Origin of the sequence: Lentzea sp. (genome assembly GCF_035525475.1) — a bacterium.
Lineage (GTDB): Bacteria > Actinomycetota > Actinomycetes > Mycobacteriales > Pseudonocardiaceae > Lentzea.
On the sequence record NZ_DATLEC010000023.1, the window covers coordinates 38,471 to 55,743 of the forward strand.

Consider the following 17,273-nt stretch of genomic DNA (forward strand, 5'->3'; position numbering starts at 1 on the left):
GGGTCATGTCCCGACATGCGCCTCACGCCGACCCGGGGTCCCCTGACCTCCGCTCGCCAGGGCGGTACCTGTGGTGGCTGGTGCTGATGCAGCGCCGGCGGGTGCTTGCCGGGGCCTGGTGGGGGTCGTTGTGGATGTGCGGGCTGGTCGTGCCTCCCTATCTCATCTCCAAGGCCATTGAGGACGGTGTGCGGGGCGGGGACCGTGCCGCGCTGGTGTGGTGGTGTGCCTCGCTGGTCGTCGTCGTGGGGTTGCTGGCGTTGATCGGCGTTGCGCGGCACCGCACGATGACGTTGGTGCGCACTGATGCCGCGTTGCGGACGGCTCAGGTCGTGGTTGAGCACGTCACGCGGCTTGGTGGGGTGGTGCGGCGGCGGTTGTCCGCCGGTGAGCTGACGTACCTGCAGAACGGGGACACGCAGCGCATCGCGCACGCGCTCACCAGTACTGGGCCGGGAGTGGGGGCGGTGGTCGCCTACGCGGTCACGGCGGTGTTGCTGGTGCGGATCTCGCCGCTCGTCGCTGTGGTCGTGTTGCTGGGTGTGCCGGTGATGGCGGTGGTGACCGCGCCCGTGTTGCGGCGGCTGCACGTCGTGGAGGCCGGGTACCGGCAGAGCCAGGGCGAGCTGAGCTCGCGGGCAGGGGACGTCGTGGCCGGGTTGAAGGTGCTGTCCGGGATCGGGGGCAAGCCGGCGTTCGAGGAGCGGTTCCGGGTCAAGTCGCGGGAGGTGCTGCGCGACGGGTACCGGGTGTCGGTGTGGCTCAGCTGGATGCAGGTGCTGTGGGGGCTGCCGACGCTGTTCCTCGGTGTCGTCACGTGGATCGTGGCGCGGATGGCGGTGAGCGGCGCCATCACCGTCGAGGAGATGGTCGCGGTCTACCTGTACGTCGGGACGTTGATCGTGCCGGTCAGCTTCTTCGTCGAGGGTGCGGACACCATTCCGCGCGCGTTGGTGTCGGCCGGGCGGGTGGTGGACCTGCTGAGGTTGCGGCCGGAGGAGAAGGACGGTGGCGCCGAGGCCTTCGACGTGAAGACCGGTGTGCTGACGGTGGTGGTCTCCTCGAACGCGACGGCGGCACGGGAGGCCGTGGAACGGCTGCCGGGGCGGGTTGTCGTGGCGGACAACGACGACTACCTGTTCCCCGGCCCTGTGCGCGAGGCGGTGTCGGTGGGGGAGCACGACGACGCCGAGTTGGAGCGGGCGTTCTGGGCGGCCGCCGCCGCGGACGTCGTGGAGGCGTTGCCGGACGGGCTCGACTCGCACCTGGAGTCGCGGGGGCGCAACGTCTCCGGAGGTCAGAGGCAACGGCTGAGGCTCGTCAGGGCGTTGCTCAGCGATCCTGAGGTGCTGGTGCTCGTGGAGCCGACGTCCGCGCTCGACGCGGTGACGGAAGCCGCGGTGGCCCGGCGGGTCAAGGAGGCCCGGTGCGGGCGGACGACCGTCGTCGTGTCCTCGTCACCGTTGTGGGCGGGGCAGGCCGACCAGACCGTGTGCCTGGGGGAGGACCGGTGACCCGGCTGCCCATCGCGGACCGGCGCGAGGTGCGGCGGGCGGCCGTGCGGCTGCTGCGCGGTGAACGACGTGCGCTCGTGCTGGTCCTGGTGCTCACCTCGCTGGCGGCGTTGACCGGGCTGGTCGGGCCGTACCTGATCGGCAAGATCGTCGGTGGCGTCGAGGCCGGCACCCTGACCCTGTCCACTGTGGACCTGTTCGCGCTCGGCGTGCTCGGCTCGGCGGTCGTGCACCTGCTGCTGGTGCGGTACAGCGGTTTGCAGACGATCCGGCTCGGGGAACGGTTCCTGGCCTCGTTGCGCGAGGAGGCCGTGTCGCGGTCGCTGGCGTTGCCGGCGCGGGTGGTGGACCGGCTGAGCACCGGCGACCTGCTCACCCGCGTCACCAGCGACGTCGGTGTCGTCGGGCAGGCGATGCGGGACAGCGTGCCGGAGGTGTTCACCGGCGTGGTGAACCTCCTGGTCGTGTTCGCGGCGACGTTCCTGCTCGACCCGGTGCTCGGCGTGGCGGCGCTGGCCGGGATGCCGGTCGTCGCCTGGGTCCTGCGCTGGTACCTCGCACGGGCGCGTGACGCGTACCTGGCGGAGAGCCAGGCGAACGGCGACGTCGCCGAGATCACCGCGGCCGTCGGCGAGGGCAGCCGGACGATCCAGGCGTACGGGCTGCGCGACCGGTTGGTGGGCACCGCGCACACCTCGATCGCGCGGCTGTACGAGAGGCGGCTGCAAACCTTGCGGCTGAGGAATGTGCTGTTCCCGGTCATCAACTTCGTCAGCATGGTGCCGACAGCCTTGGTGTTGCTGGCCGGTGGCCTCTTCTACGCGACCGACGACGTTCAGATCGAGGTCGTCGTCACCGGCAGCCTGTACGTGTGGCGGCTGGTCGAACCGTTGGAACGCATCATGATGTGGGTCGAGTTCCTGCAACGCGGCAGCGCGTCGTTCGCGCGGGTCGAGGGGATCGGCGCCGACGTCGAGCCCGCGCCGGCTGTGCGCGAGCCGGAGAACGACCTCATCGAGGTGCGAGGGGTGCGATACTCCTATGTGGACGGTCACGAGGTGCTGCACGGCGTCGATCTGGTGGTGCAGCCGGGAGAACGGCTCGCTGTCGTCGGCGTGTCCGGCGCGGGCAAGTCGACGCTGGGCAGGCTGATCGCGGGCGTCGACCGGCCCGCGGAGGGGTCTGTGCACGTCGGCGGCGTGCCGGTGGCGGACCTCGCGGCCGCGGGCGAGCAGCGGATCGTCCTCGTCACGCAGGAACACCACGTGTTCATCGGCACGCTGCGGGAGAACCTCGCGCTCGCCGTCCCGGACGCCTCGGACGACCGGCTCGCCGAGGCGTTGCGGACCGTGGACGCGCGGTGGTTCGACGAACTGCCCGACGGCCTCGGCACGCTGCTCGGTGCGGGCGGTCTGGAGCTCGATCCCGCGCAGGCACAACAACTGGCGCTCGCACGGGTCGAGGTCGCCGATCCGCACACGCTGGTGCTGGACGAGGCGACGTCCTCGCTGGATCCCGCCACGGCCAGGCATGCCGAGCGCGCGATCGCGGCCGTGCGGGGGAGTCGCACGGTGATCGCGATCGCGCACCGGCTGCAGACCGCGCGCGACGCCGACCGGATCGCGGTCATGGACGCGGGTCGTGTCGTGGAGCTGGGATCCCACGACGATCTCGTTGCCAGGAACGGCACCTACGCGACGCTCTGGCGTTCGTGGCACGGTGACTAGGGCAGAGGCACCACCTTGGAGGTGGCCATGTACCGCACCGTCACCTCCTTCGTGCCGACCGGGGCGAGCCACGCGTACGGACGTTCCTGCGGGCCGATGAACCCCAGGAAGTCGGCGACGATCGTGCCTTGCCCGTCCGGCAGCGGCATCACCACGGGCTCGCCCCGCAGGGTCTTGCCGCCGGCCAGGGGCGCGCTGAACTCGCCGCTCGACTGGTAGAGCGCGCCGTACGCCTCGCCGTCCGACTCGAAGACCTGGGCGTAGCGGCCGTCGGGCAGCCACGCGCAGACGCTCCACTCGCCGATCGTGTCCCAGCGCACCGCGTAGTCCAGCAGTGCCAGCCGCCGCAGGTCCTGTTCCGGCGACGGGGCCCGATCCGGGGCCCACCGCGCCCGGGAGGGGGTGTCCGTCGCGCACTGCCTGCTGCTCCAGCCGTTGCCGGGGTGGTGCACGTACGGGGTGTTCGGCCGCTGATCGCCCATGGCGCGCAGCGGTTCCCGCGTGAAGTCGTCGGGTGCCGGAGGCGAGTCGCCGCGGACGAAGACCGGCCGGCCGGACTGCGCGGCGCTGACCACCGCGACCCCACCGGGCCCCGTCTCGGCCCGCTGCCAGGTGCGCGTGAGGCGGTTGCCGGGACCGCGCACCGGGTTCACCGACCAGAACACCTGGCTGCCCAGGCCCAGCACCACGTGGGTCGACCTCTCCTTCCCCAGCTGGAACAGCCCGACCTCCTGGCCGTAGTCGACTTCGCGTTGCACCACGTTGCCCTCGAAGACGATGCCCACCACCGTGTGCACCTCCGGGGCGCCGTTCAGCCGCACCGCCTGCGCGACCAGCGCCGCCGGGCCGCTGGGCGTGTTGGCGGCCCAGAAGACGTTCGCGGGGGCGGTCGAGCCGGTCGGGTGCTCCGTCCAGCTCCACGCCTGCCGCTCCCCGTTGTTCCAGGTGGCCAACGCCTGCGAGACGAAGTCGGAGTCGTCAGCGAGGTCCCCGGTCGGTGCGGCGGTCAGCCGGGCGTCATCCGGGCCCGGTGGTTCGACGGGATGGCGCATCACCACCACTCCTGTCGCCACGCCCGCCAGCAGCGCCACCGCCGCCGTCATCGTCACGAGCTTGCGCGTGTGCCGTCGTCGTGCCCCGTGCATGACATCCCCCACGAATCCCGGCCGCACGTCCAGGTCCTCGGTCGCGGCCTCCATCGCCTGCTTCAGCTCCACGTCACCACCTGCTCACCCATCAGCTCCCGCATGCGAGCGAGCCCTCGCGCGGTCTGGCTCTTCACCGTGCCGATGCCGCAGCCCAGTGCACGGGCGGTGTCGGCCTCGCTCAGGTCGTCGAAGAACCTGAGCACCAGAACGGCGCGCATCCTCTCCGGCAACCGCGCCAACGCGCGGACCACGCTGTCCGCGTCCACGACCTGCTGTTCATGTCCTCGCGTGGACGGCGTCTCCGCGTGGTCCATCGGTGCCTCCGGCTTGCGGGAACGCCTCCGCCAGCGGTTCGCCGCCGCGTTCGCCAGCGCGGCGCGCGCGTAGGCTTCCGGCGAGGTCCTGATGCGGCGCCACTTGCCGTACATGTTCATGAGAACGTCCTGCAGAATGTCCTCAGCGGCGCCTCTGTCGCCGCCGCACAGCAGGTAGGCGGTGCGCAGCAGGCTCTGCGAACGCAACGCCACGAAGTCCTCGAAGTCCCGCATGTCCCCCCTTCGGCGGCTGTCGAAGGTACTGACACCGGGCGGGGCACCAAGGTTGTCAGGCGACCGTTTAGACTCAGTTCGACTCCAGACGACGAGGGAGATACGCGTGGCCGAGATGACCGTTGAACTGGTCGCCGTTGAACGCCGCCTGTGGTCCGGTAAGGCCACTTCCGTTTCGGCGCAGACGACCGAGGGCGAGATCGGCATCCTGCCCGGTCACGAGCCCGTTCTCGGCCAGCTGGTCGAGGGTGGCGTGGTGCGCATCCGCACGACCGACGGTGGCCTTGTCACCGCCGCCGTGCACGGTGGCTTCCTGTCCGTGACCGGCACCGGCGTGTCGATTCTCGCCGAGGACGCCGACCTCGCGGACGAGATCGACGTGAACGCGGCGCGATCGGCGCTGCAGGACGCGGATGACGAAGAACGCGCACGTGCCACAGCGCGTGTGCGGGCCGTGGAACAGTCGGCCTGAGACCGGGCGCGAGGACCCAGCCGTGGGGATCACCGAGATTGCCGGACTGATCCTTGTCCTGGCGGTGATCGGCCTCGTCTACTTCGCGTGGCGCCGCGTCCGGCTGCTGCGGGAAGGCGGGGTGCACGTCGCCCTGCGCAGCAAGTTCGACGACCGCGGCCGGGGCTGGCACCTCGGGGTGGGGCACTACCGGGGTGACTCGTTCGCCTGGTTCCGGGTGTTGTCGCTCGGGTCGGGGCCGGACGAGCTGATCTCGCGGGACGGGCTGGAGATCGACGCCCGCCGTGAGCCGACCGGGCCCGAGGCCTATGCCATGCCCGTCGGGGCGATCGTGTTGCGGTGCCGGTCGGGGTCCGGTGAGGTGGAGATCGCCATGGGGCCGGATGCTTTGACCGGCTTCTTGTCCTGGTTGGAGTCTTCTCCGCCTGGGCGGTCGATTCCCTGGGCTTCTTGATTTTGGTCCTTGGGGCGCGTTTCTCCGTTTGGGGGCGCGCCCTTTGGCTTTTGCCGGGTTCCCGCAAAGGGGTCACCGGCCGTGCTCGTGGTCGCCTTGCGCAGGCAGTGTCGACGAGCGGGCGTTCCCCGCGCCGCACCCGGGTCTTCACGGCGCGGCGCGGGTGCGCTGTCGTCGGTCAGGCGTTCTCTCCTGGCTGCCAGAGCACGTCGCCGTCCGGGTTCGCCACTCGCGCCAGGATGAAGAGCAGGTCCGAGAGGCGGTTCAGGTACTTCGCCGTCAGGACGTTGGTGCGTTCGGCCTCGGCCTCGATGAGCGACCACGCTCGTCGTTCCGCTCGGCGGGCGATCGTGCGGGCCTGGTGCAGCAGGGCTGCGCCTGGCGTGCCGCCGTTCAGGATGAACGAGTCCAGTTTGCCCAGGCGTTCGTTGAACGTGTCGCAGTAGCCCTCCAGGCGGTCCACGTAGGCCTGGGTCACTCGCAGCGGGGGGTACTTCGGGTCCGGCACGATCGGCGTGCAGAGGTCTGCTCCTACGTCGAACAGGTCGTTCTGCACCTTCCGCACCACGTCGTGGACGTCCGGGGCCAGCTGACCGAGGGCCAGGGCCACGCCCAGGGAGGCGTTGGTCTCGTCCACGTCCGCGTACGCCTCGATGCGGGGGTCCGTCTTCTGGACGCGGGAGAAGTCGCCGAGTCCGGTCGTGCCGTCGTCGCCCACCCGCGTGTAGATCTTCGTGAGATGCACCGCCATGACCGGCACTCTATGGCCGTCCGTAGGATTGCCGCGTGAGCGAGCATTTCCGGGTACACGGTGGCGCACGTCTGGTCGGCGAAGTCGATGTCGTCGGCGCCAAGAACAGCGTCCTGAAGTTGATGGCGGCCGCCCTGCTCGCCGAGGGCACCACGACCATCACCAACTGCCCGGACATCCTCGACGTGCCGTTGATGGCGGACGCGTTGCGCAGTCTCGGGTGTGAGGTCGAGCTCGACGGTGACGTGGCGAGGATCACGACTCCCGCCCAGCTCAGCTATCGTGCCGACTCCGAGGCGATGGGCAAGCTGCGGGCCAGCATCTGCGTGCTGGGGCCGTTGGTCGGGCGGTGCAAGCGTGCCGTGGTGGCGTTGCCGGGTGGTGACGCGATCGGGTCGCGGCCGCTGGACATGCACCAGAGCGGGCTCGAGAAGCTCGGGGCCACGACGTCCATCGAGCACGGCTGCATCGTCGCCGAGGCCGAGGGGCTGCACGGCGCGCAGATCTGGCTCGACTTCCCCAGCATGGGCGCCACCGAGAACATCCTCATGGCGGCCGTGCTGGCCGATGGCACGACGGTCATCGACAACGCCGCTCGTGAGCCGGAGATCGTCGACCTCTGCCTGATGCTGACCCAGATGGGCGCGAAGGTGGAGGGTGCGGGCACGTCCACGTTGACCGTGCACGGCGTCACCGAGCTCAAGCCGACCGAGCACCGCGTCATCGGCGACAGGATCGTCGGTGCCACGTGGGGGTTCGCCGCCGCCATGACGCGCGGCGACGTGCGCGTGCGCGGTGTGAACCCGCACCACCTCGACCTGGTGCTGGAGAAGCTGCGGATGGCGGGCGCCGAGGTGACCGTCTACGAGGGTGAGGACGAGGGCTTCCGCGTCGTCATGGAGGGCCGGCCCAAAGCCGTCGACTTCGTGACGCTGCCGTACCCCGGCTTCGCCACGGACAACCAGCCTTTCGCGATCGCGCTGTCCACGGTCTCCGAGGGCACCGCGATGATCACCGAGAACCTGTTCGAGGCGCGGTTCCGGTTCATCGACGAGATGATCCGGCTCGGTGCCGACGCGCGCACGGACGGCCACCACGCGGTGATCCGCGGTGTGGAACGGCTGTCGAGCGCGCCGGTGTGGGCGTCGGACATCCGTGCCGGTGCGGGACTCGTCCTCGCCGGTCTGTGCGCGGACGGGGCGACCGAGGTCTACGAGATCTTCCACATCGAGCGCGGGTACCCGGGCTTCGTGGAGAACCTCCGCAAGCTGGGTGCCGACGTGGAGCGCGTGACCGGTTAGGTCCTGAGCACGAGCCGCGCGTTCGCGACGTCCGCCGGGAAGACCATCACCCGGTACGGAGCGTGTCGCGAGCGCGTGGCGCGCACCCCGTTCGCCTTCAGCTTCTGCACGAGGACGATCGCCGCCTCTTCCGTCGGGACGAGCGCGACCTCGCTCAGCAACCCGAAGTCCGTGCCGTCGAGATCCGGCACGGCCCGTCTGTCGTTGCCGGCGAAGTACCTCAACACCAGTGCCAGCAAGCCGAGCGCGCCGAAGACGACCGCGGTCTGGTAGAAGCCCGTCACCTCCTCATCATGCTCTTTTTGGTCTCGATTCAGTGAGCAAGCGCACGCGCGACGACAGTTACCGGCCAGTACGCTCCGAGGAACCGACGTTGTGGGAGGTGCTGTGCCGTACCCAGCTGACCGTGAACGCGACCGCCCCTGGGTGATGCGCACGTACGCGGGTCACTCCTCGGCAGCGGCTTCCAACGCGCTCTACCGCCGGAACCTCGCGAAGGGCCAGACGGGCCTGTCCGTCGCGTTCGACCTGCCCACGCAGACCGGCTACGACCCCGACGACGAGCTCGCGAAGGGCGAGGTCGGCAAGGTCGGCGTGCCGGTCAGCCACATCGGCGACATGCGGCAGCTCTTCGACCAGATCCCGCTCGGCACCGCCAACACGTCGATGACGATCAACGCGACGGCCATGTGGCTGCTCGCGCTCTACGTCACCGTGGCCGAGGAGCAGGGCGCGGACCCGTCGGCGCTCGCGGGCACGACGCAGAACGACATCATCAAGGAGTACCTGTCCCGCGGCACGTACGTGTTCCCGCCGGGGCCGTCGCTGCGGCTGATCACCGACATGGTCGCGTGGACCGTGTCGAACGTGCCGAAGTGGAACCCGATCAACATCTGCAGCTACCACCTCCAGGAGGTCGGCGCGACGCCGGCGCAGGAGGTCGCGTACGCGATGTGCACGGCGATCGCCGTCCTGGACTCGGTGCGCGACTCCGGTCAGGTGCCGCAGGAGAAGTTCGGTGACGTCGTCGCCCGCATCTCCTTCTTCGTGAACGCCGGTGTGCGGTTCATCGAGGAGATGTGCAAGATGCGCGCGTTCGCCCAGCTCTGGGACGAGATCACGCGCGAGCGCTACGGCGTCGAGAACCCGAAGCACCGCCGCTTCCGCTACGGCGTGCAGGTCAACTCGCTGGGGCTGACCGAGGCACAGCCGGAGAACAACGTCCAGCGGATCGTGCTGGAGATGCTCGCGGTGTCGTTGTCCCGCAACGCCCGTGCGCGTGCGATCCAGCTGCCCGCGTGGAACGAGGCCCTCGGCCTGCCGCGTCCGTGGGACCAGCAGTGGGCGTTGCGCATGCAGCAGGTGCTCGCCTTCGAGACGGACCTGCTGGAGTACGAGGACATCTTCGACGGCTCGCCCGTCATCGAGGCGAAGGTGGACGAGATCCTCGCCGGTGCGCGCGAGGAGATCGACCGCGTGCAGGCGATGGGCGGCGCTGTCGCGGCCGTCGAGTCCGGCTACATGAAGTCGCGGCTGGTGTCGTCGCTCGCCGACCGGCGTCGTCGCGTCGAGTCGGGCGAGGAGGTCGTCGTCGGCGTCAACAGGTTCGACACCACCGAGCCGTCGCCGTTGCAGGCGGAGGGCGCGAACGCGATCGAGACCATCGACCCGATCGTCGAGATGCACGCCGTCGAGGCGATCCAGCAGTGGCGTGCCTCGCGCGACAACGCCGCGGTCGAGGCATCCCTGGACGCGTTGCGCGAGGCCGCGAAGACCGACCGGAACCTCGTCGAGGTGACGCTGGCGTGTGCGCGTGCCGGGGTGACGACCGGTGAGTGGTCGCAGGCGTTGCGTGAGACGTTCGGCGAATACCGTGCGCCGACCGGTGTTTCCGGCGCCTCGGCGTCGGGTGAGGCCGGTTCGGAGATCGCGCGCGTGCGCGACCGGGTGCGCGCGACCGGCGAGGAGATCGGTGAACGGCTGCGCATGCTGGTCGGCAAGCCGGGTCTCGACGGGCACTCCAACGGCGCCGAGCAGGTCGCCGTGCGGGCTCGCGACGTCGGCTTCGAGGTCGTCTACCAGGGCATCCGCCTGACGCCGTCGCAGATCGTGTCCGCCGCCGTGCAGGAGGACGTCCACGTCGTCGGGCTCTCGATCCTGTCCGGGTCGCACCTCGAGGTCGTGCCCGCGGTGGTCGAGGGGTTGCGCGCGGCCGGTGCCGGGGACATCCCGGTGATCGTCGGCGGCATCATCCCGCCGGACGACGCCAGGAAGCTGCGCGAGCGCGGCGTGGCGCGGGTGTTCACGCCCAAGGACTACGAGCTGACCGAGATCATGGACGAGATCGTCACCGTGATCCGCGAGGTGCGCGCTTCGTCGTAGGGCCTTAGATTCGCGGGATGGTTGACGTCGCGCGGGACGGGTCCGTCGTCCGGATCACGATGAATCGGGTTGCCCGGCGCAACGCGTTGTCCGCCGAGCACCTGACAGAGCTGCTGGACGCGTTCCGCGAGGCCGGTTCGTCCGACGCGGCCGGCATCGTGCTGGCGGCCGAGGGGCCGGTTTTCTCCGCAGGACACGACTTCGCGGACGTGCACGCGCGTGACGAAGAGGGCGTGCGGCTGCTGCTGGAGCTGTGCACGGTGCTGATGAAGACCATCCAGGCCGTGCCGCAGGTGGTGGTCGCCCGTGTCCAGGGGCTCGCGACCGCGGCGGGGTGTCAGCTGGTGGCGTCGTGCGACCTCGCGGTGGCGGCGGACACGGCAGGGTTCTCGTTGCCCGGCGGCAAAGCCGGGTGGTTCTGCCACACGCCCGCAGTGCCGGTGGCCAGGTCGATCGGGCGCAAGCGGTTGATGGAGCTGGTGCTCACCGGCGACGTGATCGACGCGGCGACGGCGGTGGAGTGGGGCCTGATCAACCGCGCGGTGCCCGCGGACTCGTTGGACGCCGAGGTCGATGAGCTGCTGGCACGGGCCACGCGGGGAAGCCGGGCGTCGAAGGCCATCGGCAAGCGGACGATCTACGCGCAGCTCGACCGGCCGGAGGCCGACGCGTACGAGATCGCGCTGAACGTCATGGCCGAGACCTCGCAGTCCCCGTCAGCCAAAGAGGGACGGGCGTCGTTCCTGGAGAAGCGGCCTCCCGTGTGGCCCGACTAGTCGCGAGCAGCTTCAGCGCGTCCGCGTTCGGGCCCGGTTCGGCCTGGTAGACCACCAGGAACTGGCCGGGCGCCTCGCGCACGTCGAACGAGTGGTAGCGCAGCTTGATCGGACCGACCGCGGGATGCACGAACTCCTTGGCGTCCTGGGTCTTCCCGCGCACCTCGTGGTTCTCCCACAGTTCCTTGAACACGGAGTTCTGGCTGAGCTCCGCGATCATCTGCCGCAGGCGCGCGGAACTCGGGTCGGCCGTCAGCCGCAGGTTGCCGACCGTGCTCTGCGCGACCCACTTCCAGCGCGGGTAGAAACTCGCGGCCGCGGGGTCGAGGAACGCCATCCTGGCCAGGTTGTCGGCGGGGGCGAACGGCTCGTACAGGGCGTCGGCCAGCGCGTTGGTGGCGAGCAGGTCGAGGTAGGAGCTCATCACGAACGCCGGCATGTCGTGCATGCCGCTGATGAGCTGCCGCAGCTCAGGGCTGACCTGGTCGGTCGTGTGGCCCTCGTCCGCGACGACCCCGGCGAGGCGGTGCAGATGGGCGCGGGCGTCGGTGTCGAGCCGCAGCGCACGGCTGAGCGCGTCGAGGACCTGCGCCGACGGGTTGGTCTCGCGGCCCTGTTCCAGGCGGGCGTAGTAGTCGGCGCTCACGCCGGCGAGCACCGCGACCTCTTCCCGCCGCAGGCCTTTGACCTTGCGCTGGGTGTGGCTCGGCAGCCCCGCGTCTTCCGGGTTGACGCGGGCGCGGTGTGCTTTCAGGAACTCGCCGAGCATGGTTCCGAGGATATTCGGGGTCCGCGCGGTCTGCCTGGGTGTGTCGCACCTAGGGAGAAGGTGTCCTGGTCGAGGTGCTTCGGCGCGCCGATCGTGGTGGCCATGAGCAAAGTAGTGGTGATCAGCGGAGCTTCCAGCGGTATCGGCGAGGCCACGGCCCGTGTCCTGGCCGCGGCGGGACACCAGGTGTTCCTCGGTGCGCGGCGGGAGGACCGGCTGGCGGCGCTGGCGTCCGAGATCGGAGCCGGCTACGCGCCGCTGGACGTGACCTCCCGCGAGTCCTTCCAGTCCTTCGTGGATGCGGCGGCCGATCGGTACGGCCGGGTCGACGTGCTGGTGAACAACGCGGGCGTGATGCCGTTGTCCCTCATGTCCTCGCTGAAGGTCGACGAGTGGGACCGCATGGTGGACGTGAACATCAAGGGCGTGCTGAACGGCATCGCGGCTGTGCTGCCCCGGTTCGTCGGTGGTGGGCACGTCGTGAACGTCGCGTCGATCGGCGCGCACGTGGTCACACCGACGGCCGCTGTGTACTGCGCGACGAAGTACGCGGTGCGGGCGCTGTCCGAGGGACTGCGCCAGGAACGCGACGACCTGCGGGTCACCGTGATCTCGCCCGGCGTGACGGAGTCCGAGCTGGCCGGCACCATCACCGAGGACTTCGCGGCGTCGTTCATCGAGGAGTACCGCAAGGTCGCGCTGCCCGCGGCGGCGATCGGTGACGCCATCGCGTACGCGATCTCGCAGCCCGAGTCCGTCGACGTCAACGAGATCGTGGTGCGGCCGGTGGCGACGCGCTAGGCGCCGGTCGTCGAGCCCGGCCGGAGGATCATCAGCACGGTCACGGTCGCCCAGAGCAGGTTGAACACGCCCGTGTACATGGCGAGGTGCTGGATGTCCTTGGTCTTCAACGCCTTCTCCTGGCCGGGAATGACCTTCAGTGCCAGCACGAACGCGGCGGCGGTGGTGAGCGCGATCGACACGACCACCCAGGGGTGGCCGGTCACGCCCATCACGCCGGCCGTCGCGAACCCGAACACCGGCACCGAGATGCCGATCAGCGCGTAGACGCGGCAGATCCGGTGCAGCAGCTCGGGGTTGCCGCCGTCCCTCACGGCTTTCGGGAACATGCTCGCGGCGACCGTGACCGGGCCGATGGCGATGATGGCGGCCAGGACGTGCAGGGAGAGGAACAGCTTGCTCACACCGCGCTCCAGACCGTGCCGTCGAACAACACCACTTGGGTTTCCACTTCACCTGCTCCTCGCTTCGGTGATCACAACCGTAGGAGCTGAGGCGGTGCGTGAGAACTGGCTGGAATGCCATGTTCCAACGGATTCTCGCCAGCTACCGTGGTGGACGTGCACGAGGTGGCAGTGGTGGCGATGGACAGCGTGGTCCCGTTCGACTTCGCGACGCCGGTCGACGCGTTCAACTGGGCCGGCCGGTACCGGGTGCGGGTCTGCGGTCCGAAGAGGACTGTCGACGCGGGCTGTTTCGAGATCAAGGTGCGGCACGGCTTGGAGTTGTTGTCCGAAGTGGACACCATCGTCCTGCCCGGCCACGACCCGGACATGGTCGTGCCCAAGCCGTTGGTCGAGGCTTTGAGGCAGGCCGCGGCGAGAGGCGCGCGGATCGCGTCGATCTGCACGGGCGCGTTCGTGTTCGCGGCGACCGGCCTGCTGGACGGACTGCGCGTGACCACGCACTGGCTGGGCGCCGGGGAGCTGGCCGAGCGGTTTCCCGCCCTGGAGGTCGACCCGGACGTGCTCTACGTCGACAACGGCCAGTTCCTGACCTCCGCCGGCGCCGCGGCGGGCCTGGACCTGTGCCTGCACATGATCCGGCGCGACCACGGCTCCGCGGTGGCGGCCGACGCGGCCCGGTTCGCCGTGATGCCCCTGGAGAGGGAGGGCGGACAGGCGCAGTTCATCGTGACGCCACCCGTGGCGCCCCAGGGTGCGGAGCTCGAACCGCTGCTGCTGTGGATGGAGGCCAACGCGCCGCGGGACCTGACCCTGGAAGACCTCGCGCGGCAGGCCGGGATGAGCACGCGGACGCTGAACCGGCGCTTCCGCGAGCAGACGGGCACGACACCGCTGCAGTGGCTGCACCGGGCGAGGGTCCGCCAGGCGCAGCACCTGCTGGAGACGACGAGGGAGCCGGTCGAGCTGATCGCGAGCAGGGTCGGGTTCGGCTCGGCCACGGCGTTCCGCGACAGGTTCAAGCGGATCGCCGGGACCTCACCGCAGAGCTACCGGGCGGCTTTCCAGGGTTAGGGCTGGGAGTGCTCGTGCAGCAGCAGGAGCGTGTAGGCGGCGATCGACTGGGCGTCGGTGATCTCGCCCTTCGCGATCATCGTCTCGAAGTCGGCGCGCGGGAACCACGCCGACCGCATGTCCTGCTCCTCGTGCTCCCGCTCGTGGAAGCCCTCCGTGAGCTGGGTCGCCAGGAACACGCGGCCGCGCTGCGACGTCATGCCGGGCGCGACGTCGAGCAGACCGAGCTCGATCATCTTCCCGGCGCGCAGCCCGGTCTCCTCGCGGAGCTCGCGGCCGGCCAGCTCCAGCGGGTCCGTGTCGGCGCGGTCCGGCGCGGTGCCCTGGGGGAACTCCCAGCGGCGCAGGCCGAGCGGGTAGCGGAACTGCTCGACGAGGCGGAGGCGCTCGCCGTCGAGCGGGATGACCAGCGCGTAGTCGGGCTTGTCGACCACGCCGTAGATGCCCTCAGTGCCATCCGCGCGGCGGATCGGGTCTTCCCTGACGGTCATCCACTGGTTTGCGTACACCTGACGGGTGCCGAGGCTTTCCACGGCACGGACCGTACCTAACGCCCGGATCGTGGACACACCCCGTAGCCTGTCGCGGTGCGTCTCGTCATCGCTCGTTGCCAGGTCGACTACGTAGGCCGACTCACCGCCCATCTGCCCATGGCCCAGCGCCTGCTGCTCATCAAGGCCGACGGTTCGGTGTCGATCCACTCCGACGACCGCGCCTACAAGCCGCTGAACTGGATGAGCCCGCCCTGCTGGCTGATCGAGGACCCGGACATCTGGACGGTGCAGAACAAGGCGGGGGAGAAGCTGATCATCACCCTCGACGAGGTGATGCACGACTCCAAGCACGAGCTCGGCCCGGAACCCGGCCTGCAGAAGGACGGCGTCGAAGCCGACCTGCAGAAGCTGCTCGCCGCGCACGTCACCACCCTCGGCGAGGGCTGGTCGCTGGTGCGCCGCGAGTTCCCGACCCCCATCGGCCCGGTCGACCTGATGTGCCGCGACGCCTCCGGCGTGTCCGTCGCCGTCGAGATCAAGCGACGCGGTGACATCGACGGGGTCGAGCAGCTGACCCGGTACCTGGAACTGCTGAACCGCGACCCGCTGCTCGCTCCGGTGCGGGGCGTGTTCGCGGCGCAGCAGATCAAGCCGCAGGCCCGCGTGCTGGCCGAGGACCGCGGGATCCGGTGCGTGGTGCTGGACTACGACGCGTTGCGCGGGATCGAGCCGGACGAGTTCCGCCTGTTCTGATCCACTCCGACACACGACGAACCCCGCACCGGTGGTGCGGGGTTCGTCGCTTTCCGGCCGGATCCGTCCGTCCGCCTTCCATCGGGCGACCCGGCTCACTCCGTGGTTTCGTGATCACGAACACGGGGTAAGACGGGACGCACCCGGAGTAACGTCGCCTCCTGGTCGGTAATGTTCGACTTTGTTCGACTTTGGAGGTGGGCGGTGTCGGTGTCGGTGGTGGCCGAGGCGGACCTGCGGCTGGACGCGGGACCGATCGACTACGCGTTGCTGGTCATCTACTTCATGGTGGTTCTCGGCATCGGCGTGATGGCACGACGATCCGTCTCCTCCAGCCTCGACTTCCTGCTGTCCGGGCGGTCGCTGCCGGCGTGGGTCACCGGGCTCGCGTTCATCAGCGCGAACCTCGGCGCGCTCGAGCTCATGGGCATGACGGCCAACGGCGCGCAGTACGGCATGGCGACCGTGCACTACTACTGGATCGGCGCCATCCCCGCGATGGTGTTCCTCGGTCTGGTGATGATGCCGTTCTACTACGGCTCGAAAGTGCGCAGTGTCCCCGAGTTCATGCGCCGCCGGTTCGGCAAGCCCGCCCACCTCGTCAACGCCATCAGCTTCGCCGTCGCGCAGATCCTGATCGCGGGCATCAACCTGTTCGCGCTCGCGGTGATCATCGACGCGCTGCTCGGGTGGCCGTTGCCCGTGTCGATCGTGGTCGCGGCGCTCGTGGTGCTCGCGTACACGACGCTGGGCGGTCTGTCCGCCGCCATCTACAACGAGGTGCTGCAGTTCTTCGTCATCGTGGCCGCGTTGGCGCCGTTGACGATCGTCGGACTGATCAAGGTCGGCGGCTGGCAGGGCCTGGTCGAGAAGGTCACGGACCAGGAACAGCTGAGCGCGTGGCCCGCCACGGAACTCACCGGCATCAACAACCCGGTGTGGAGTGTCATCGGACTCGTGTTCGGTCTTGGGTTCGTGTTGTCGTTCGGCTACTGGACGACGAACTTCGCCGAGGTGCAGCGCGCGATGAGCGCCAAGTCGATGTCGGCGGCCAAGCGCACGCCGATCATCGGCGCGTACCCGAAGGCGCTGATCCCGGCGATCATCATCATCCCCGGCATGATCGCCGCGGTGATCGTGCCGGAGATGGCGCAGCTCAAGGCCGGTGACACGAGCAGCGGCATCGACTTCAACAACGTGCTGCCGCTGCTGATGCGCGACCTGCTGCCCAACGGCATCCTCGGCATCGCGATCACGGGTCTGCTGGCCAGCTTCATGGCCGGTGTGGCGGCGAACGTCAGCTCGTTCAACACGGTCTTCACGTACGACCTGTGGCAGGACTACGTGAAGAAGGACCGGCCAGACGAGTACTACCTGCGCATCGGACGTCTGGCGACGGTCGGCGCGTGTGTGCTCGCGATCGGCACGGCGTTCATCGCCGCGGCGCTCGGCGGGTCCAACATCATGGACTACATCCAGGCGCTGTTCTCGTTCTTCAACGCGCCGCTGTTCGCGACGTTCATCCTGGGCATGTTCTGGAAGCGGATGACGCCGACCGCCGGCTGGGTCGGCCTGCTCGCGGGTACGTTCACCGCGATCTTCATCTACGTGATCTCGGAGCCGTCGTTCGGCATCGAGCTGCTGGACCTGCCCGGCCAGGGCGCGAGCTTCCTGGGCGCGGGCCTGGCGTTCGTGGTCGACATCGTCGTGAGCGTCGCGGTCACGGCGGTCACGCGGCCGAAGCCGGACAGCGAGCTCGTCGGGCTGGTCTACAGCCTGACGCCCAAGGCGGACAGGGCTCACGGCACCACCGGTGAGGACGCCGGCTGGTACCGCTCGCCCGCCCTGCTCGGCGGCGGCGTGCTCGCGCTGACGACCGTTCTCTACTTCATCTTCGGCTGAGGG

At 69.5% G+C, this 17,273-nt stretch carries 18 protein-coding genes; 11 read left to right on the forward strand and 7 right to left on the reverse strand.

Annotation, left to right across the window (positions count from 1 at the left end; all coding sequences use genetic code 11):
- Nucleotides 1–5 precede the first annotated feature (5 nt).
- Together VM306_RS02625 and VM306_RS02630 are read left to right on the forward strand one after the other, a co-directional pair.
- On the forward strand, nucleotides 6–1,514 hold the full coding sequence (locus tag VM306_RS02625) for an ABC transporter ATP-binding protein (protein ID WP_325510578.1): 1,509 nt from the start codon (nucleotides 6–8) through the stop codon (nucleotides 1,512–1,514).
- Nucleotides 1,511–3,241, forward strand: a complete 1,731-nt coding sequence (locus VM306_RS02630) for an ABC transporter ATP-binding protein (RefSeq protein ID WP_325510579.1) — start codon at nucleotides 1,511–1,513, stop codon at nucleotides 3,239–3,241. The genes VM306_RS02625 and VM306_RS02630 overlap by 4 nt, the downstream gene beginning before the upstream one ends.
- On the opposite strand, the gene VM306_RS02635 is transcribed toward VM306_RS02630, so the two are convergent.
- Both VM306_RS02635 and VM306_RS02640 read right to left on the reverse strand, forming a co-directional pair.
- Nucleotides 3,238–4,458 carry a hypothetical protein gene (locus tag VM306_RS02635; protein WP_325510580.1) on the reverse strand — a complete coding sequence of 407 codons (1,221 nt, stop codon included), beginning with the start codon at nucleotides 4,456–4,458 and terminating at the stop codon, nucleotides 3,238–3,240. The two genes, VM306_RS02630 and VM306_RS02635, sit on opposite strands and share 4 nt — an antisense overlap.
- Nucleotides 4,449–4,937 carry a SigE family RNA polymerase sigma factor gene (locus tag VM306_RS02640; protein WP_325510581.1) on the reverse strand — a complete coding sequence of 163 codons (489 nt, stop codon included), beginning with the start codon at nucleotides 4,935–4,937 and terminating at the stop codon, nucleotides 4,449–4,451. Before VM306_RS02640 ends, VM306_RS02635 begins: the two co-directional genes overlap by 10 nt.
- Nucleotides 4,938–5,052: 115 nt before the next feature.
- On the opposite strand from VM306_RS02640, the gene VM306_RS02645 reads away from it, so the two are divergent.
- Together VM306_RS02645 and VM306_RS02650 are read left to right on the forward strand one after the other, a co-directional pair.
- Nucleotides 5,053–5,409: a F0F1 ATP synthase subunit epsilon gene (locus VM306_RS02645; protein WP_325510625.1), complete on the forward strand. Its 357-nt coding sequence runs from the start codon at nucleotides 5,053–5,055 to the stop codon at nucleotides 5,407–5,409.
- Between the two features lie 22 nt (nucleotides 5,410–5,431).
- Nucleotides 5,432–5,863 (forward strand): DUF2550 domain-containing protein, encoded by a 432-nt coding sequence (locus VM306_RS02650; RefSeq protein WP_325510582.1) that lies wholly within the window; start codon nucleotides 5,432–5,434, stop codon nucleotides 5,861–5,863.
- Between the two features lie 178 nt (nucleotides 5,864–6,041).
- Here VM306_RS02650 and VM306_RS02655 read toward each other — a convergent pair whose 3' ends face one another.
- Entirely contained in the window at nucleotides 6,042–6,614 is a 573-nt protein-coding gene (locus tag VM306_RS02655) for a cob(I)yrinic acid a,c-diamide adenosyltransferase (protein WP_325510583.1), read from the reverse strand.
- A gap of 35 nt (nucleotides 6,615–6,649) precedes the next feature.
- On the opposite strand from VM306_RS02655, the gene murA reads away from it, so the two are divergent.
- Entirely contained in the window at nucleotides 6,650–7,915 is a 1,266-nt protein-coding gene (gene murA / locus VM306_RS02660; protein ID WP_325510584.1) for a UDP-N-acetylglucosamine 1-carboxyvinyltransferase, read from the forward strand.
- Here murA and VM306_RS02665 read toward each other — a convergent pair.
- Nucleotides 7,912–8,199 (reverse strand): hypothetical protein, encoded by a 288-nt coding sequence (locus tag VM306_RS02665; RefSeq protein ID WP_325510585.1) that lies wholly within the window; start codon nucleotides 8,197–8,199, stop codon nucleotides 7,912–7,914. The genes murA and VM306_RS02665 overlap by 4 nt on opposite strands.
- A gap of 103 nt (nucleotides 8,200–8,302) precedes the next feature.
- Between VM306_RS02665 and VM306_RS02670 the strand changes: the two genes are divergently transcribed.
- The gene (locus VM306_RS02670; protein ID WP_325510586.1) at nucleotides 8,303–10,297 is read left to right on the forward strand and encodes a protein meaA; all 1,995 of its coding nucleotides are present in this window, start codon (nucleotides 8,303–8,305) and stop codon (nucleotides 10,295–10,297) included.
- Nucleotides 10,298–10,314: 17 nt separating this feature from the next.
- Nucleotides 10,315–11,073: an enoyl-CoA hydratase-related protein gene (locus tag VM306_RS02675; RefSeq protein WP_325510587.1), complete on the forward strand. Its 759-nt coding sequence runs from the start codon at nucleotides 10,315–10,317 to the stop codon at nucleotides 11,071–11,073.
- On the opposite strand, the gene VM306_RS02680 is transcribed toward VM306_RS02675, so the two are convergent.
- Nucleotides 10,988–11,842 carry a helix-turn-helix transcriptional regulator gene (locus VM306_RS02680; protein WP_325510588.1) on the reverse strand — a complete coding sequence of 285 codons (855 nt, stop codon included), beginning with the start codon at nucleotides 11,840–11,842 and terminating at the stop codon, nucleotides 10,988–10,990. The genes VM306_RS02675 and VM306_RS02680 overlap by 86 nt on opposite strands.
- Nucleotides 11,843–11,944: 102 nt before the next feature.
- On the opposite strand from VM306_RS02680, the gene VM306_RS02685 reads away from it, so the two are divergent.
- Nucleotides 11,945–12,643 carry an SDR family oxidoreductase gene (locus VM306_RS02685; RefSeq protein WP_325510589.1) on the forward strand — a complete coding sequence of 233 codons (699 nt, stop codon included), beginning with the start codon at nucleotides 11,945–11,947 and terminating at the stop codon, nucleotides 12,641–12,643.
- On the opposite strand, the gene VM306_RS02690 is transcribed toward VM306_RS02685, so the two are convergent.
- Entirely contained in the window at nucleotides 12,640–13,047 is a 408-nt protein-coding gene (locus VM306_RS02690) for a hypothetical protein (RefSeq protein ID WP_325510590.1), read from the reverse strand. The genes VM306_RS02685 and VM306_RS02690 overlap by 4 nt on opposite strands.
- A 156-nt stretch (nucleotides 13,048–13,203) precedes the next feature.
- On the opposite strand from VM306_RS02690, the gene VM306_RS02695 reads away from it, so the two are divergent.
- The gene (locus VM306_RS02695; protein ID WP_325510591.1) at nucleotides 13,204–14,121 is read left to right on the forward strand and encodes a GlxA family transcriptional regulator; all 918 of its coding nucleotides are present in this window, start codon (nucleotides 13,204–13,206) and stop codon (nucleotides 14,119–14,121) included.
- Here VM306_RS02695 and VM306_RS02700 read toward each other — a convergent pair.
- Nucleotides 14,118–14,654: an NUDIX hydrolase gene (locus VM306_RS02700; RefSeq protein ID WP_325510592.1), complete on the reverse strand. Its 537-nt coding sequence runs from the start codon at nucleotides 14,652–14,654 to the stop codon at nucleotides 14,118–14,120. The two genes, VM306_RS02695 and VM306_RS02700, sit on opposite strands and share 4 nt — an antisense overlap.
- 54 nt (nucleotides 14,655–14,708) lie before the next feature.
- Here VM306_RS02700 and nucS point away from each other — a divergent pair, with 54 nt between their 5' ends.
- Together nucS and VM306_RS02710 are read left to right on the forward strand one after the other, a co-directional pair.
- Nucleotides 14,709–15,368: an endonuclease NucS gene (nucS, locus tag VM306_RS02705; protein WP_325510593.1), complete on the forward strand. Its 660-nt coding sequence runs from the start codon at nucleotides 14,709–14,711 to the stop codon at nucleotides 15,366–15,368.
- A gap of 210 nt (nucleotides 15,369–15,578) precedes the next feature.
- A complete protein-coding gene (locus VM306_RS02710) occupies nucleotides 15,579–17,270 on the forward strand; it encodes a sodium:solute symporter family protein (RefSeq protein ID WP_325510626.1) in 1,692 nt (563 codons plus the stop codon).
- Nucleotides 17,271–17,273: the final 3 nt, after the last annotated feature.

Excerpts from the sequence above, each read along its gene's own strand:
- VM306_RS02625 (WP_325510578.1), top strand. The coding sequence starts at position 6 with ATGTCCCGACATGCGCCTCACGCCGACCCGGGGTCCCCTGACCTCCGC.
- VM306_RS02640 (WP_325510581.1), bottom strand. The coding sequence starts at position 4,937 with ATGCGGGACTTCGAGGACTTCGTGGCGTTGCGTTCGCAGAGCCTGCTG.
- VM306_RS02645 (WP_325510625.1), top strand. The coding sequence starts at position 5,053 with ATGACCGTTGAACTGGTCGCCGTTGAACGCCGCCTGTGGTCCGGTAAG.
- VM306_RS02655 (WP_325510583.1), bottom strand. The coding sequence starts at position 6,614 with ATGGCGGTGCATCTCACGAAGATCTACACGCGGGTGGGCGACGACGGC.
- VM306_RS02675 (WP_325510587.1), top strand. The coding sequence starts at position 10,315 with ATGGTTGACGTCGCGCGGGACGGGTCCGTCGTCCGGATCACGATGAAT.
- VM306_RS02680 (WP_325510588.1), bottom strand. The coding sequence starts at position 11,842 with ATGCTCGGCGAGTTCCTGAAAGCACACCGCGCCCGCGTCAACCCGGAA.
- VM306_RS02685 (WP_325510589.1), top strand. The coding sequence starts at position 11,945 with ATGAGCAAAGTAGTGGTGATCAGCGGAGCTTCCAGCGGTATCGGCGAG.